Below are 14,298 nucleotides of genomic sequence, written 5' to 3'. Positions count from 1 at the left end.
AATCGATTGCTGAAGTGGTTTCACACGACAGCGGAGGCGCGCCGGGCGCCGATGATCACGTAACTATACTGTATAAACGTACAGTCATCCTATCCCCATGGGTGACGAGGTCACTCGCCATGGACTTTCCGGATTCCGTCGATATCAGCGGAATCTCAAAGTGCTGAAACTGCCATGAGACGTTGTGGCGCCTCAAAGCCACTGACCGCCGCCTCTCCTACTCTGCCGACGCCCACCGAGCCCGCGTACGGCATCTGAATGCGATGGCTCGATGGCAGGAAGCCGCCCCTGTGTCGATCGCGCAACGATGCCTGCAACTTTTGTTTGCATATCGTTAGCGATAAGCTAACATCCGCATGTACCAAATCGAATTCACCAGGCAGGCTGCGCAACAACTTGTCTCGATGCCGCGCAATGTCGCTTCAAACATCCGCGCCAGGATCGACCTGCTTGCACAGGATCCTTACGCGGCAAATGCCAATGTCCGCAAGCTTGCGGGCCGTGAAGGGTTCCGGCTGCGGGTCGGCGACTGGCGGGTGCTGTATCACATCCAGTCAGGCCGGCTCGTCATTGTCGTCCTGAACATCAAACCCCGTGGGAGCGCATACCAATGACCACTACTACCATCCAGTTCATCGAGCACGAAGGCCGGCGCGAGTACGCCGTGGTGCCCATCGATATCTGGGAGCGCGTCAAGCATCTCATCGAGGATGCCGAGGACGCGCTGCTTTATGACGCCACCATCGCGGCCGACGATGGCGTTCGGGTGCCGGCCGCGGTCCTCGACGCGCAGCTGGCCGGCGATCACCCCATCAAGGCGTGGCGCGACTACCGGCGGCTGACCCAGGACGCGCTGGCCACCGCCGCCGGGCTCAGCAAGCCGTACCTGAGCCAGATCGAGAACCGCAAGCGCGAGGGCAGCCTGGAGATCGTGCGCGCCCTGGCCGCCGCGCTGGCGGTGCCGCTGGACATGCTCGTCGAGCGCCCTGCGGCCTGATGCTCAGCCGCGCCGCGGCAGCTTCCAGTCCGGGCGGATGAAGTGGCAGGTGTAGCCGTTCGGCAGGCGTTCCAGATAGTCCTGGTGTTCGGGCTCGGCCTCCCAGAACGGGCCGGCGGGGGCCAGTTCGGTCACGACCTTGCCGGGCCACAGGCCAGACGCGTCCACATCGGCGATGGTCTCCCCGGCCACGCGCTTCTGTTCGTCGTCGCGGTAGAAGATGGCCGAGCGGTAGCTGGTGCCGATATCGTTGCCCTGGCGGTTTTTGGTGCTCGGGTCGTGGATCTGGAAGAAGAATTCGAGGATCTGGCGGAAGCTGATCTGCTTCGGATCGAACACGATCTCGATGCCCTCGGCGTGGGTGCCGTGGTTGCGGTAGGTGGCGTTCGGGACGTCGCCGCCGGTGTAGCCCACGCGCGTGGTCAGCACGCCGGGGTAGCGGCGCAGCAGGTCCTGCATGCCCCAGAAGCAGCCTCCGGCCAGGATTGCGGTTTCGGTTTGCGTCGTCATGGATGAGCCCTGTCTGGTTCGATAAGCGAGCCCACTAATATACGCAAACCCTGCGAAACTCGCTGAACGGCCATGGGCCTCAGCCCTCGCGCAGCCGCAGTGCCGCCAGCGTGAACGGCTTGGCCAGCACCGTCGTGGCCAGCGCCATCAGCAGCAGCCCCGAAAATGCCGCCGTGCCGATCAGCTGGTTTTCGAGCAGGATGGCCAGCACTACCACTTCCATCAGGCCCTTGGTCTGGGCCAGCGCGCCCACCGTCCAGGCATCGCGGCGGCCCAGCCCGGCCCAGCGCGCGGGCAGTGCCGTACCGGCCATCTTGCCGCCCACGGCCACCAGCGTGGTGACGGCGAACACCACCAGCGCGTCGCCGCTGGCCGTACTGAGGTCAGTGCGCAGGCCGGTCATCAGGAAGAAGAACGGCATCAGCACCACCACGGTGGTCGGCTCCAGTTGCCGGCCGATCTCGGCCGCGGCCTGCCGGGGCAGGACCACGCCGGCCAGGAATCCGCCCAGGATGTAGTGGAGCCCGACCAGTTCCGAGGCACACGCCGACGCGAAAACCAGCACCACCACCGTCGCCAGGCGGGCGTCATTGCCTTGCAGGCCGGGCAGCACGCGGGCCAGCAGCGGACGCACCACGCCCAGCATGATCGCCACATAGATGGCCCCGCCGAGCACGAGCCGCAGCGGATCGTGGGCGGCCTGCCCCGTGCTGGCCAGGATGCACGACAGCACGATCCAGATCGCCGCGTCGCTGAACGCCGAGCAGGTCAGCGCGAGCCGGCCGGCCGTGGTGTCGGTCAGTTTCATCTCGCGCAGGATGGCGCCGAGCACCGGCAGCGCGGTCACGGCCATCGACACGCCCACGGCAATCGCAAACTGCCATGGCGTGGCCGCCGTGCCGGCCAGGCTGGGCCGCCATGCCACCAGCAGGTAGCCCGCCCCGGCGCCCAGCAGGAACGGCACCACCACACAGCCCACGGCGGCGCCGATGGCGATGCGCCGCATGCCCCGGCTTTCCGGCCCGCCCAGATGCAGCCCGGACAGGAATGCAAACAGCACCACCGCCAGCCATTGCAGGCCGGACAGCGCCGTCAGCTTCTGCGCGCCGAACAGCGCCTGCCAGTTTTCGGGCCAGATGGCGCCAAGCAGCGACGGCCCCAGCACGATGCCACCGGCGATCTGCATCACCACGAGCGGCACCACGCCGCGCATCCGCAGCACGTTCCACAGCACCAGCGGTGTCCCCACCACCAGGCAGGCCTGTACGAAAAAGATGGCGATCGGGTTCAGCGCGGTCGGATTCATCGGAAAACAGCCAAAAAGAGAGGGGCGGCGCCGTGCGCCGAGCGCGATGATACCCGCCCGCAATGACCGCGCCTCGCCTTACGGGTTACGGCTCCACCGACAGCTCGCGCTTGAGCGTGCGCAGCACGAAGGTGGAGTGGCTGTGCCGCAGCCCCGGCAGCTTGTAGAGCTTGTGGCGCAGGAATTCCTCGTACCCCTCGGTCCCCGCCACGGCCACCTTGATCAGGTAGTCGTATTCCCCGGTCAGCAGATGGGCCTCGATGACCTCGGGCAACAGTGCCAGGGCCTCGCCAAACTTGTGCAGCATGTCGTCGTCGTGCCGGTCGAGCGTCACTTCGATCAGCACTGTATCGGGCAGCCCCAGCGCCTTCTGGTTCAGCAACGCCGCATAGCCGCTGATGACGCCCGCATCCTCCAGCGCCTTGACCCGGTTCCAGCAGGGCGTGGCTGACAGCCCTACCCGCTCGGCAAGCCGGGCATTGGACAGGCGCCCGTCCCGGCGCAGTTCGCGCAGGATGCGGCGGTCGGTTTCATCGAGTTTGGGCGAATTCATCACGGAGAATATCAATCAGAGAAAGATCTATCCGCGAATATACCCAAATATTCTCGATTCGTTCTCCAGAAACCCCAAAACAGGAGAATATTCAGAAGCCCATTCCTGGCCATCGCTGGTAAATTAACCGGGCGTCTTCGCCATCACATCCGGATCCGCCATGTCGCTTCCCTCCCTCCAGCTTGCTCTCCAACTTGACCGCGCCGATGTCTTCGGCAGCCTGGAATGGGTGCTCGCCAACGCCCGGCGAACCGGGCTGTCGCTCCAGACCATGCAGTTCGACGCCAGCCGTGCCAACGCCGTGCGGCTGGTCTGCGAGGCGCCTATGGTCGAGCTGCTGCAACTGTTTGTGCGGCGCGTGGCGCATGGCGTGGACCTCGAAATCGTCGACGCGGAGTTCTCCGAGGATGTGGACACGCTCGACGACGCCGCGCAGGAGGCCGCCGCGCTGGCCGCCTGAGCCTCAGTGCTCGGGCAGCAGTTCGATGCCATCGAGCTGCATCGCACATATATCGCGGACGATCGCCACGAATTCGCGGACGTAAGGGCGCTCGGCCAGCGGCGTTGGCATCACCGCGTACAACTCGCTCCACAGCCCCTTGGCGCCGATGCGCTTGGCCAGTACGTAGTCGTGGTCGACATAGTTCTTCACGCCCCAGTTCGGCAGCGCCGCCACGCCGCGCCGGCTGGCCACCAGTTGCAGCACCGCCACGGTCAACTCCGCCGTGCGCCGCGGCAGGCGGATGCCGGCCGGCTCCAGTACCTCGCGGATCAGGTCGATGCGCGCCTCGGGCACCGGGTAGGTAATCAGCGTCTCCCCCACCAGATCGGCCGCTTCCAGGCGCCGCTTGTTGCGCAGCCGGTGTTCGTTGGCCATGACCGCGAGGATCTCGAAGCGGAACAGCGGCGCCACGTGCAGGCGGCGCCTGGGCGGCGGCTTCGAGCCGATGACGAGGTCCGCCTTGCCCTCGCCGATCAGGCCCAGCGGGTCGGCATGGAAGCCCGCCACCAGATCGATTTCCACCTCGGGCCAGCGGCGTCGGAATTCGTCCATGACGGGCATCAGCCAGTCGAAGCAGGTGTGGCATTCGAGCACCACGCGCAGTTCGCCATGGCTTTCGCCCTTGAGCCGGGCCAGGTCGCGCTCGGTATCGCCGATGGCCGCGAGCACGTGGAGCGCCAGTGACAGCAGGTGGTTCCCGGCCGGGGTGAACACCAGCCCCTGGCGCGTGCGTTCGAACAGCGGCAGCCCGAAGTGGGCTTCGAGCGCCTTGATCTGGTGCGACAGCGCCGATTGCGTCAGGTGCACGCGCTGGGCAGCGGTGGCCAGCTTGCCCGATTCGGAAATGGCAACCAGCGAGCGGAGGTGGCGAACTTCGATCATGCCGGACCGCCGCGCCAGAACTGTCCGCAAGTGAGATGAATCCAATTCATATAATGTTTAAAACTTGTCGCTTGATTCATTCTAGCCGTGACTCGACACTGTGCGCCACATCGAACTTACGGAGCACAGCATGGCCCGCCCCCACCTCCTCGGCTTTCCGCGCATCGGCGCGCGCCGTGAACTGAAATTCGCGCAGGAAGCGTTCTGGCGCGGCGAAACCTCGGAAGCCGCCCTGCGCGAAACGGGCAGCACGCTGCGCCGCCGCCACTGGCAACTGCAGGCCAATGCCGGCCTGCCGACCGTGGCCGCCGGCGATTTTGCGTGGTACGACCAGATGCTCGGCCTGACCACGCTGCTGGGCGCCCTGCCGAGCCGTTTCGGCTTCGATCCGGCGGCGCTGACGCTGGCCCAGTATTTCGAACTGGCGCGCGGCAATGCCGCCCAGCCAGCCATGGAAATGACCAAGTGGTTCGATACCAACTACCACTACCTGGTGCCGGAACTGGACGCCGACAGCACCTTCGACGGCGGCGCTAACTGGTATTTCGACGAGATCGACGAGGCGCTGGCGCAGGGCCTCACGCCGCGGCCGGTACTGATCGGGCCCGTGACCTACCTGTGGCTGTCCAAGTCGCACGTGCCCGGCTTCAACCGCCTGAGCCTGCTGCCGAAGGTGACCGCCGCCTTCCAGCGCATCCTGTCGCAACTGCGTGCGCGCGGCATCGAGTGGGTGCAGATCGATGAGCCGGCACTGTGCCTCGACCTGCCGCCGGCCTGGCTCGATGCCTTCGACCACGCCTACCCACCGCTGGCCGAAACCGGGGTCCGGCTGCTGCTGGCCACCTATTTCGATACCGCCGCCCCGCACGCGGCCCGCGCCGCCGCGCTGCCGGTGCACGGCTTCCATATCGATCTGGTACGCGCACCGCAGCAACTGGCTGACTGGCTCGCCGTGCTGCCCGAAGCCGCCGTGCTGTCCGCCGGCGTGATCGACGGCCGCAATATCTGGCGCGCCGACCTGCGCCGCCTGCTGCAGACGCTGCAGCCGTTGCACGCAAGACTCGGCGATCGGCTATGGCTGGCGCCGTCGTGCTCGCTGCTCCATGTGCCGGTCTCGCTCGACGCCGAAACCCGCCTCGACCCCGAACTGAGATCCTGGCTCGCCTTCGCCACAGAAAAACTGGACGAATTACGAACCCTGGCGACCGCGCTGAACGAAGGCGAAGCCGCCGTGGCGGCCCGCCTTGCCGCCTCCGACGAGGCCCAGGCAGCCCGCCGCAGTTCGCGCCGCGTGGTCAACCAGCAGGTGCAGAAGCGGCTGGCCGCGCTCGATCCGGCCATGGCCGGGCGAAACAGCCCGTTCGACATCCGCATCGCCCGCCAGCGCGAGGCCCTGCAACTGCCGGCATTGCCCACCACGACGATCGGCTCGTTCCCGCAGACCCCCGCCATTCGCCAGACCCGCGCCGCCTACAAGCGCGGCGATATCGGCGCGCTGGAGTATCTGGAACGCATTCGCGGCGAGATCGCGCTGGCGGTGCGCAAGCAGGAGGAACTGGGGCTCGACGTGCTGGTACATGGCGAGGCCGAGCGCAACGACATGGTCGAATATTTCGGCGAACAGCTATGCGGTTATGCGTTCACCGAGAACGGCTGGGTGCAGAGCTACGGCTCGCGCTGCGTCAAGCCCCCGGTGATCTATGGCGACGTCTACCGGCCCGAGCCGATGACCGTGGATACCGCGCGTTACGCGCAGTCCCTGACCACCCGGCCGATGAAGGGCATGCTGACCGGCCCCGTGACGATGCTGCAATGGTCGTTCGTGCGCGACGACCAGCCGCGCGCCGACACCACGCGCCAGCTCGCCCTGGCAATCCGTGACGAAGTGGTGGACCTGGAGGCCGCCGGCATCCGCGTAATCCAGATCGACGAGCCCGCGCTGCGCGAGGGCCTGCCGCTGCGCCGGGCAGACTGGGACGCCTACCTCGGCTGGGCAGTCCAGGCGTTCCGGCTCTCGGCCAGCGGTGTCCGGGACGAGACGCAGATCCACACCCATATGTGCTACGCCGAGTTCAACGACATCCTGCCGGCCATCGCCGCGATGGACGCCGACGTGATCACGATCGAGACCTCGCGCTCGGCCATGGAACTGCTGGAAGGATTCGGGGAATTCGATTATCCGAACGAGATCGGGCCCGGTGTCTACGACATCCATTCGCCGCGCGTGCCGGGCGTGGATGCGATGACGCGCCTGCTCGAACGCGCCTGCCAGGTGATTCCGCCCGAGCGGCTGTGGGTCAACCCGGACTGCGGCCTCAAGACCCGGGGCTGGCCCGAGACGGAGGCCGCGCTGGCCAACATGGTCAGTGCCACCCGGCAACTGCGGGCACGGCTGGCGCACGAGGCACCGGCGCAGTGGAAGCGGGCCACGGCCGTCCCCGGCCGTACCGCCACCACCCACGCGCACGGCGCAGGCTGCGGCGTGGACTGCGCCGGCCAGGCCGTGGCTTGACCGGCGCACGGGTCAGACCTTGCCGTCGTGGACCACCACCATCAAGGTGGTGCGCGGCGGCACGGACACTTCCTCGCTGAAGGTACCGGTCACGCCGGACCGCACGACCGGCAGCATCGAGTACGCGCTCATCACGTCATCGGGTTCCGGCAGGGTACGCTCGCTGACCAGCGTCTGCAGGTCGATGGCAGGCAGGCCGTAGCCTGTTTCGGTGCGGGCCGGATACCCGTACCCGGGCGGCGCGCCGGCGGCGGGCATCATCGATCCGACCGACGCGGCCCAGCGCCGCAGTTCCGGCACCGTACCGGAACCGGGCCGCACCGAGCGAATGGCCGCGTCGAGCACGGCTTTCGATGAGCGGTTCGTCCGGTCGTTGAGCAGGTTCCGGTAGAACGGGATGCCGAATTGACGGTTCAGGTAGCCGCCCCACGCGCCCCATACGGCGTAACCGTCACACATCTCGTCATAGGCAGGCCAGCGCAGCACGCCGCAGCCATAGAGCGGCGCCGACACATAGCGCGGCAGTTGCCGATCCCGGATCTCGTTGTCTTCCAGCATCAGCCGCTGGCTGATGAAATCCTCCGCCATCACGGCGGTGCCTTCGTCGAGCCACTGTTCCATCGCATAGGCCGGCCCCAGCCGCACGCCCCGCCGGTAGAAGTTCTGCATGTGCATGGACTCATGCGCCAGCGTCACCAACGTCATCGACAGGCCGTGCGATGCGTCCGTATACATCATCGAACTGTCCACGAACAAGACAACCGCCTCGTTGCTGAACTGGGTGCGTGGATCCAGGCGGGTTCGCCGGATCGTGTTGAGCGCCCAGAAGTAGCCCGCCAACCCGTACTCCTGCAGCCTCACGAGGACCACGTTGACCGGCTGGCCGGTGCCCGCGATCAGGCCGGGCACGACGTGCCTGCCCCACAGCGGCCCGCCGACCTCCCTCAGGAATTCGTAGATGCCATCGGCCTGCACATAGGTAGCCGATAGCGTGTCGAGCATGGCGTCGGTCACCTTGCCCTCCGCCTGCTCGCCGTCCTCCAGCCAGAAGTTGACCGCCACGCCCTCGCGCGTGGAGACCTGCCGCACAAGCGTGGTGTCGCGAACGTCCCCGGCGGTGTTCTGATACCACTGGCGTGCGTCCCCGAGACGGGCGCCCGCCGGGGGCTCCGGCTCGCCGGTCTGGTCCTGCGCCGCCTGCGGCAGCTTCGCCCGCGCCCTCTGCAGCGCCTCGACCTGCTCCGCCCAGCCCGTATGGTTGAACGCGCGCACCTGGTCGGCGAACGACGCCGCCGCGCCGGGCACCGCGTGCCGTGCCGCGCGGGGCTGGGCCGGCTGCCTGGCGAGGACCGCCAGCGGCTGGGCCTTGTCGCTGTCGTTGCTGAACACCAGCGAGACGTTCTGGCCGCTGAGACCGTGCAGCGAGACCGGCACCGCATAGGGCTGGTCGGTGTCATTGACGAAGGTCCAGATTCCGGTGCCCGAGCCGGCGTACTGCGTGGCCGAGATGGCTGCGCAGTCGGAGCAGGCCGGGTCGATGGTCGAGACGGGCGTGACCGGGGTTTCAGGAGGTACGGGTGTGTCGGGATTTCCGGGGGTTGCGGGGGTTTGGGGCGTTGGCGCCGGGGGCTGCGGGGGCGTCAGCGGCACTGGCGCTGCCGGAGGCGATCCGGGCGAGGGGTCGGATGAACATCCGACGACCAGTATGGCAGCAGCCAGCATTGCGCCGGACGCGAGGCGACACGTTTGCATCATGGAGTTTCCTGTCGAGAGCCAGACCCCGGCCGGGGCCGGAGTCAATCGAACAGGATGCGTTCGCGCCGCGCGCCATCCATTGATTGCCGGCAAAGTCAGAAACGGTTTCGTAAAACGGCTACGATTCGCTGATGCAGCCCCACGACACCGCCGGCGGGCAGGCCCCCACGTGCGGGGCCGGGTCAGACCTCGCCGTCGTGGATCACCACCATCAACGTGCTCTGCGGCGGCACCAGCACCTGCTCGCCAAAGGTCCCGGTGACGTTGCGCCGGACCACTGGCAGCATCGCGCGGGCCGGTAGCAGGCCAACCGGCTCCGGCAAGGTGCGCTGCCCGACCATCGTCTGCAGGTCGATGGCCGGCAGGCCATAGCCCGGTTCGGTGCGCTCGGGATATCCGTATCCAGGCGGTGCATGGTCGGCAGGCATCATCGATCCGACCGACGCGGACCAGCGCCGCAGCTCCGGGTCCGTACCCGAACCAGGACGCACCGCGCGGATTGCCGTATCCAGGATCGCTCTCGACGCGGTATTCGTGTTGTAGAGCAGATTCCGGTAGAAGGGCATGCCAAGCTGGCGGTTCAGATAGCCGCCCCAGGTGCTCCAGATCGTATAGCCGTCGCACACCTCTCCCGCCCTCGGCCAACGGAATACGCTGCAGGCGTAGTCTGGCGCCGACACGTAGTCCGGCAGCCGCTCGTCCCGAACCTCGTTGTAGTCCCGCAGCACCAACTGGCTCACGAAATCCTCCACGATGACCGCGGAGCCCTCTTCCAGCCAATCTTCCATCGAATGGGCGGCCCCCATGCGCACGCCGCGACGGTAGAAATTCTGAAGGTGTACCGACTCGTGCGCCATCGTGAGGGCAGCTTTGGCCACGCCGCTGTCGGCGTTCGCATACAACGGCTCGCTGTTGATGAATATCACCACCGCCGCGTTGCTGTGCTGGGCGTCGGTTCCCGCCGGGGTCCGGCGGAACGCGTTGTCACTGTAAAAGTAACCCTCAAGGCCCTGCTCGACCATCTTCATGAAAACGATATTGACCGGCTGCCCGGTTCCCGCGATCAGGCGGGGATGCGCGTGCGGCCCCCACATCGGCCCGCCGATCCCGGTCAGGAAGTCGTAGATGCCATCCGGCTGCCCGTAGGCAGCCGATAGCAGATCGACCATTTCATCGGTCACCTTCCCGTCTTCGTTCTCGCTGTCTTCCAGCCAGAAGTTGAGCGTGACGCCATCGCCCGCCACCGCCTGCCGCACCAGTGTGGTGTCACGCAGGTTCTCTTCCTCTGCGTCATACCACTGCCGGGCATCCCCCACCTCCGCGTTCGGCGCCGGCGCCGGCGCGCCGGCCCGGTCTTCGGCGGACTGCGGCGTCCTGCCCTGCGCCTTGCCCTGCATCCCGATGCGCTCCGCCCAGCCCGTCCGGTTGAAGGCACGCACGCGCTCGGCGAACGATGGCGTGTGGCCGCCCGTGGCATGCGGCGTCGAACGGACCATTGCCGGCCCGGCCTGTTTCGGGCGTTCGGACATCGGCTGCGCGCTGTCGCTGTCGTTGACGAACACCAGCGACACGTTCTGGCCGGTCAGGCCGCCCAGCGAGACCGGCACGGCGTAGGGGGCGTCGGTGTCGTTGACGAACGTCCAGACGCCCGTACCCTGGCCGGCGTACTGCGTGGCCGATATCGCGGCGCAGTCCGAGCACGCCGGGTCCACGGTCGCAACCGGCACGGGCGGCACGGGCGGCCCGGGCGGCACTGGCGGCCCGGGCGGTGGCACTGGGGCAGGCGGTGCCGGGGGCATGCCGGGCGACGGATTCGATGGACACCCGGCAACCAGCAACGCGGCGGCCAGCCATGCGCCGGACTTGAGGAGCAACGTAGGCATGATGGAGTTTCCTGTCTGAAGCCAGGCCCCGCCCCGGGGCCCGATCCTTCAGGCAGGATGCAAGCGCGCCGCTCCCCCTCGATTGACAACTGACAAGACGCAAAACAGATTCGTAGAACGGCCATGAAAGCCGATGCGAATCCGCGACGCCATGAAAAAAGGCCCTTCCTCGCCGGAAGGGCCTTCTCGCGGCGCCATGCGCCAGATCAGTTCACGCGCTGGACCGGAGGCGGCATCCATTTGCCGTCGAGCAAGACCTGGTCGGGCCAGTACGCCCGCATCATCAGGTTGAAGCTGTCCGGCGGCGCGGGCAGCCAGTTGGCCATCTGGTTGGCCGGGGGACGCTCGTACTGGATATAGATGTCGAGCGAGCCGTCGCGGTTGTAGCGCAGCCGGTCGCGGCTGCCGATGGTGTAGCGCTGCAGGTCGTTGCCGACAAATGCCTGCTTGTCGTTGTACATCGTCAGCGACCAGAATGCCTTCACCGGCGGCAGCTGGCCCTTCTCGAAATGCATCACATAGCGCCCGTTGCCCTCGAACGGCCGGCCGGTGGCGTCGGCGCGGGCGGTCGGGTAGATCGCGTCCTCGGGCAGGTTGGCGCCGAGCCCGAACATTGCCACGGCCGCGCGGCGCGCGTAGTCCATGCCGTAGGCGCCGCCGTCGCGCGACACGCGCCAGCCCGTGCTGCCCGCCACGCTCTTGCGCGAGTTGGCGGCGATGGCTGCCAATGCTGCCGTGGCGCCCTCCTGCACCGCGCGGGCCGTCGAGGGTTCGAGCACCGTAGTCTTGAACGGCTCGCCGGGGCGGATGCCCATGCGCAGCATCCTGTCGACCATTGCGTCGTCATCGGGCGAAGGCGGGTTGCCCTGCAGCAGCGCGGCCAGGCGGCTGAAATAAGCCTGCGCGTCCATGGCGGCCACCTGCTCGACGGGCGGCGTTTCGGTATCGACCAGCGTGGCGCGCGGCGCCGCCGGCGGCAGGCTGCGCGTGCCCTTGCGCCAGGCCGACAGCGGCACCAGCCGGAACTGGTCCTGCAGGCGATGCACATTGCCGTAGTCGGGCTTGCCATTGGTCTGGATGCGGCCGATCACCCAGACCATGTCGGTAGGCGCGCGGATTTCCCTGACGCCCTTGGGCAGCGTGCCCTCCCAGTCCGGGCCGACGATCGCGAACGCGCCGCGCTTCGTGCCGGTGGTGCGTTTGCCCGGCGCGGCAAACACGTTGCTCCAGGCGTCGAGCATCTGCATCACGTAATAGCGTCCGGCGGTGTCCGGCACCGACATGACCACCGGTTCCTTCGAGAGGTCCAGCCACGCGGTGGAGTACAGCGTATCGGCGTTGGGGCTGACCACGTCGGCGAACGAGGCGTCCGGGAAGACGCGCTTGTGCGAGAACGTGTTGGCTGGCACCCGCGCGGTCATGACCTCGCGCGTGACATCCATCAGGACAAGCGGATAGCCGAAGGTGAACACTTCGGCGGAGAGCGCCTTCATGGCCTGATCGGACGGCGGCTGCTCCACGGGCGGCGTGGCAGCGACGGGTTCCGGCGCGGACGCGCAGGCTGAAAGCAAGGCGGCAAGCGCGACCACGCTTGCCAGTTGGCGGACTGATCGGATCATGACCCCGTTTCCCTTTGGAGTGGCAGCCTTCCGGGCAGACGTGTCACGACGTCGGGGGCACGTGTAGCTCCGGAGGCGCATCTATTCCGGACGAATGATGTGCCGCGGGTTTCCCCCTGTCAATGACCCCACGCGGCGGTTCCGGGCGAAAGCGAACACTGGTGCGGGAGCCGGGCCGGACGAGGGTCCGGCTGCTGTGCCTGAAACTGCACGCAGGAGGGAAGGCCGGGGAAAAATGCGCAAGGACGCGGACAAGACGGACAACGACGGACAAAGAAAAAGGGCTTCCGTTTCCGGAAGCCCTTCCTCACTGCATAGGTGGCGCGGCTGGCAGGATTCGAACCCACGACCCCTTGGTTCGTAGCCAAGTACTCTATCCAACTGAGCTACAGCCGCACGCGAGGCCCGAATTATATAGAAACTGATTTGGCGCGCAAGTGTTTTTTGACTGATTTGAAAAGCCGCGCCTCACCATCGGTAACGCGCCCCCACCGTCGCGCCCGCATTCCGCCCGCCCCGCGCCTTGAACCAGACCTTCATGCCCGTGTTCGAGCGGCTCTGCGCACCCACGTTGAACGAGAACAGTCCGCGCAGCAGGTCGGTGTCGATCCGCGTGCCGTTGATGTTGATGGTCCGGGCCCGGTTGTCCTGCCACCAGTCGGCCTCGACGAACGGATAGACGCCGTTCAGCCGCGTGGGCTTGGAGCTGTACAGCCGCACCGCCAGGCCGGTGGCGCTGGCCTCGCCGGGCGCGGCATCCCAGTTGCCGGGCACGGGCGCCATGCCGGGCCGGTAGGCCATTTCCACGCGCGACTGCAGTGTCAGGCCGCTGCGCGCGAGCGGCGCGTCAAGGGCCAGCGCCATGCTGCGCACGCGGCTGTCCACGAAATTGGAGCCGGATGAGCCGTCGTCCACGTGCAGCAGCGGCTCGCGCGGCGCGCTGCGATAGCGCTCGACCACCCGGTCGATCGACGCCAGGTTGATGACCACCGGCTCGGCCTCCACCGGCATCTGCCGGTCCGGCATGCGCGAGGCATGCACGGGGATCGGCAGGTCCGGCTCGTCGTTCTCGACAACCAGGCGCGGCGGCAACAGGCTCATGGCGGGGTCCGGAGCCGCACTGGGCGCCATGGCGGGTGGCGCGGCCGCTTCGATCAGCGGCGGCTCCTCGCCAAACGGCGGCCCGTCCGCGAACGCCCGGGCCTGCGCGGCCGCACAGGCAAGCAGCATGAACACGAGGCACAGGGGGAGACCAGGATGATGCACGGGATGCGCCGGCATGCGGCACCCCCGCCCGGACTCGCGCCCGGTGCTCTCCTCTCTCCCGCACAGCAACAGTACGGACATGTTGACCACCCTCGCCGGACGTTGTTCGAACCATGCCCGGTCAGTTTGAGCATAGGTCAAAGGCTTGCGCTTGGTTAGCGCCGAATGTGGGATCGGACGCCGGACAGGAGGATGAGAAACTGGTTGCGGTGGAAGTGGTGGTTTGGGTGTTTGTGGTGATTCAAGGCGGTTTGGCTTTGGCGGTTTTCCGCCTGGCCCACGCCGGCCCTCACCCCCAGCCCCTCTCCCGCAGGCGGGAGAGGGAGCAAACCATCAGGGCTTGATGTAACGCCCAGCAACTCCCCTTTCGGAACCGTAAACGAAAAAACCCCCGCTCTTGCGAGCGAGGGTTTCGAATTTGGTGCCCAGAAGAGGACTCGGTCACCCATGCGCGACCCCGGGATTGCGCTGGCAAGCGCAATCCGTTCGAGTCCCCCGGGCAGTCCGCAGGGA

General features: G+C 67.1%; 12 protein-coding genes and 1 tRNA gene. 4 read left to right on the top strand and 9 right to left on the bottom strand.

All coding sequences use genetic code 11. The features are described from left to right. Positions 1-356 precede the first annotated feature (356 nt). Positions 357-614 (top strand): type II toxin-antitoxin system RelE family toxin, encoded by a 258-nt coding sequence (locus tag EV147_RS11220; RefSeq protein ID WP_130391275.1) that lies wholly within the window; start codon positions 357-359, stop codon positions 612-614. After that, a complete protein-coding gene (locus EV147_RS11215) occupies positions 611-997 on the top strand; it encodes a helix-turn-helix domain-containing protein (RefSeq protein WP_130391274.1) in 387 nt (128 codons plus the stop codon). The genes EV147_RS11220 and EV147_RS11215 overlap by 4 nt, the downstream gene beginning before the upstream one ends. A gap of 3 nt (positions 998-1,000) precedes the next feature. Here the strand turns inward: EV147_RS11215 and msrA are convergent, their stop codons facing one another. The 3 genes from msrA to EV147_RS11200 form a co-directional block, all read right to left on the bottom strand. After that, complete coding sequence (gene msrA, locus EV147_RS11210; protein ID WP_130391273.1) at positions 1,001-1,507, bottom strand: peptide-methionine (S)-S-oxide reductase MsrA; 507 nt, start codon at positions 1,505-1,507, stop codon at positions 1,001-1,003. A gap of 79 nt (positions 1,508-1,586) precedes the next feature. After that, the gene (locus EV147_RS11205; RefSeq protein ID WP_235844683.1) at positions 1,587-2,813 is read right to left on the bottom strand and encodes a cation:proton antiporter; all 1,227 of its coding nucleotides are present in this window, start codon (positions 2,811-2,813) and stop codon (positions 1,587-1,589) included. An 85-nt stretch (positions 2,814-2,898) separates the two neighbouring features. Further along, positions 2,899-3,366 carry an Lrp/AsnC family transcriptional regulator gene (locus EV147_RS11200; protein WP_130391272.1) on the bottom strand — a complete coding sequence of 156 codons (468 nt, stop codon included), beginning with the start codon at positions 3,364-3,366 and terminating at the stop codon, positions 2,899-2,901. Between the two features lie 160 nt (positions 3,367-3,526). On the opposite strand from EV147_RS11200, the gene EV147_RS11195 reads away from it, so the two are divergent. Continuing rightward, positions 3,527-3,826, top strand: coding sequence for an AsnC family transcriptional regulator (locus EV147_RS11195; RefSeq protein WP_130391271.1), 300 nt, complete (start codon positions 3,527-3,529; stop codon positions 3,824-3,826). Positions 3,827-3,829: 3 nt separating this feature from the next. Here the strand turns inward: EV147_RS11195 and EV147_RS11190 are convergent, their stop codons facing one another. Beyond that, a complete protein-coding gene (locus EV147_RS11190; RefSeq protein WP_130391270.1) occupies positions 3,830-4,750 on the bottom strand; it encodes a LysR family transcriptional regulator in 921 nt (306 codons plus the stop codon). Positions 4,751-4,880: 130 nt separating this feature from the next. Between EV147_RS11190 and metE the strand changes: the two genes are divergently transcribed. After that, positions 4,881-7,262, top strand: a complete 2,382-nt coding sequence (metE, locus tag EV147_RS11185; RefSeq protein ID WP_130391269.1) for a 5-methyltetrahydropteroyltriglutamate--homocysteine S-methyltransferase — start codon at positions 4,881-4,883, stop codon at positions 7,260-7,262. Between the two features lie 12 nt (positions 7,263-7,274). Here the strand turns inward: metE and EV147_RS11180 are convergent, their stop codons facing one another. From EV147_RS11180 to EV147_RS11160, 5 genes are all read right to left on the bottom strand, one after another. Then, positions 7,275-8,912 carry a M30 family zinc metallopeptidase gene (locus EV147_RS11180; protein ID WP_130391268.1) on the bottom strand — a complete coding sequence of 546 codons (1,638 nt, stop codon included), beginning with the start codon at positions 8,910-8,912 and terminating at the stop codon, positions 7,275-7,277. 287 nt (positions 8,913-9,199) lie between these two features. Further along, complete coding sequence (locus EV147_RS11175) at positions 9,200-10,900, bottom strand: M30 family zinc metallopeptidase (protein WP_157994677.1); 1,701 nt, start codon at positions 10,898-10,900, stop codon at positions 9,200-9,202. A gap of 206 nt (positions 10,901-11,106) precedes the next feature. Further along, on the bottom strand, positions 11,107-12,519 hold the full coding sequence (locus tag EV147_RS11170) for a DUF1254 domain-containing protein (protein ID WP_130391266.1): 1,413 nt from the start codon (positions 12,517-12,519) through the stop codon (positions 11,107-11,109). Between the two features lie 319 nt (positions 12,520-12,838). After that, positions 12,839-12,915 (bottom strand) — tRNA-Arg (locus tag EV147_RS11165). 72 nt (positions 12,916-12,987) lie between these two features. Next, positions 12,988-13,749 (bottom strand): hypothetical protein, encoded by a 762-nt coding sequence (locus tag EV147_RS11160; RefSeq protein ID WP_130391265.1) that lies wholly within the window; start codon positions 13,747-13,749, stop codon positions 12,988-12,990. Positions 13,750-14,298 lie beyond the last annotated feature (549 nt).

Source organism: Cupriavidus agavae (assembly GCF_004217045.1).
Lineage (GTDB): Bacteria > Pseudomonadota > Gammaproteobacteria > Burkholderiales > Burkholderiaceae > Cupriavidus > Cupriavidus agavae.
Note: the sequence above shows the minus strand (reverse complement) of the source record. Positions and strands in the feature narration are given on the sequence as shown.

Bases quoted from the DNA above. Each gene is read 5' to 3' on its own strand.
- EV147_RS11220 (WP_130391275.1), top strand. From the start codon at position 357: ATGTACCAAATCGAATTCACCAGGCAGGCTGCGCAACAACTTGTCTCG.
- EV147_RS11215 (WP_130391274.1), top strand. From the start codon at position 611: ATGACCACTACTACCATCCAGTTCATCGAGCACGAAGGCCGGCGCGAG.
- msrA (WP_130391273.1), bottom strand. From the start codon at position 1,507: ATGACGACGCAAACCGAAACCGCAATCCTGGCCGGAGGCTGCTTCTGG.
- EV147_RS11205 (WP_235844683.1), bottom strand. From the start codon at position 2,813: ATGAATCCGACCGCGCTGAACCCGATCGCCATCTTTTTCGTACAGGCC.
- EV147_RS11200 (WP_130391272.1), bottom strand. From the start codon at position 3,366: ATGAATTCGCCCAAACTCGATGAAACCGACCGCCGCATCCTGCGCGAA.
- EV147_RS11195 (WP_130391271.1), top strand. From the start codon at position 3,527: ATGTCGCTTCCCTCCCTCCAGCTTGCTCTCCAACTTGACCGCGCCGAT.
- EV147_RS11190 (WP_130391270.1), bottom strand. From the start codon at position 4,750: ATGATCGAAGTTCGCCACCTCCGCTCGCTGGTTGCCATTTCCGAATCG.
- metE (WP_130391269.1), top strand. From the start codon at position 4,881: ATGGCCCGCCCCCACCTCCTCGGCTTTCCGCGCATCGGCGCGCGCCGT.
- EV147_RS11175 (WP_157994677.1), bottom strand. From the start codon at position 10,900: ATGCCTACGTTGCTCCTCAAGTCCGGCGCATGGCTGGCCGCCGCGTTG.
- EV147_RS11170 (WP_130391266.1), bottom strand. From the start codon at position 12,519: ATGATCCGATCAGTCCGCCAACTGGCAAGCGTGGTCGCGCTTGCCGCC.
- EV147_RS11160 (WP_130391265.1), bottom strand. From the start codon at position 13,749: ATGCTGCTTGCCTGTGCGGCCGCGCAGGCCCGGGCGTTCGCGGACGGG.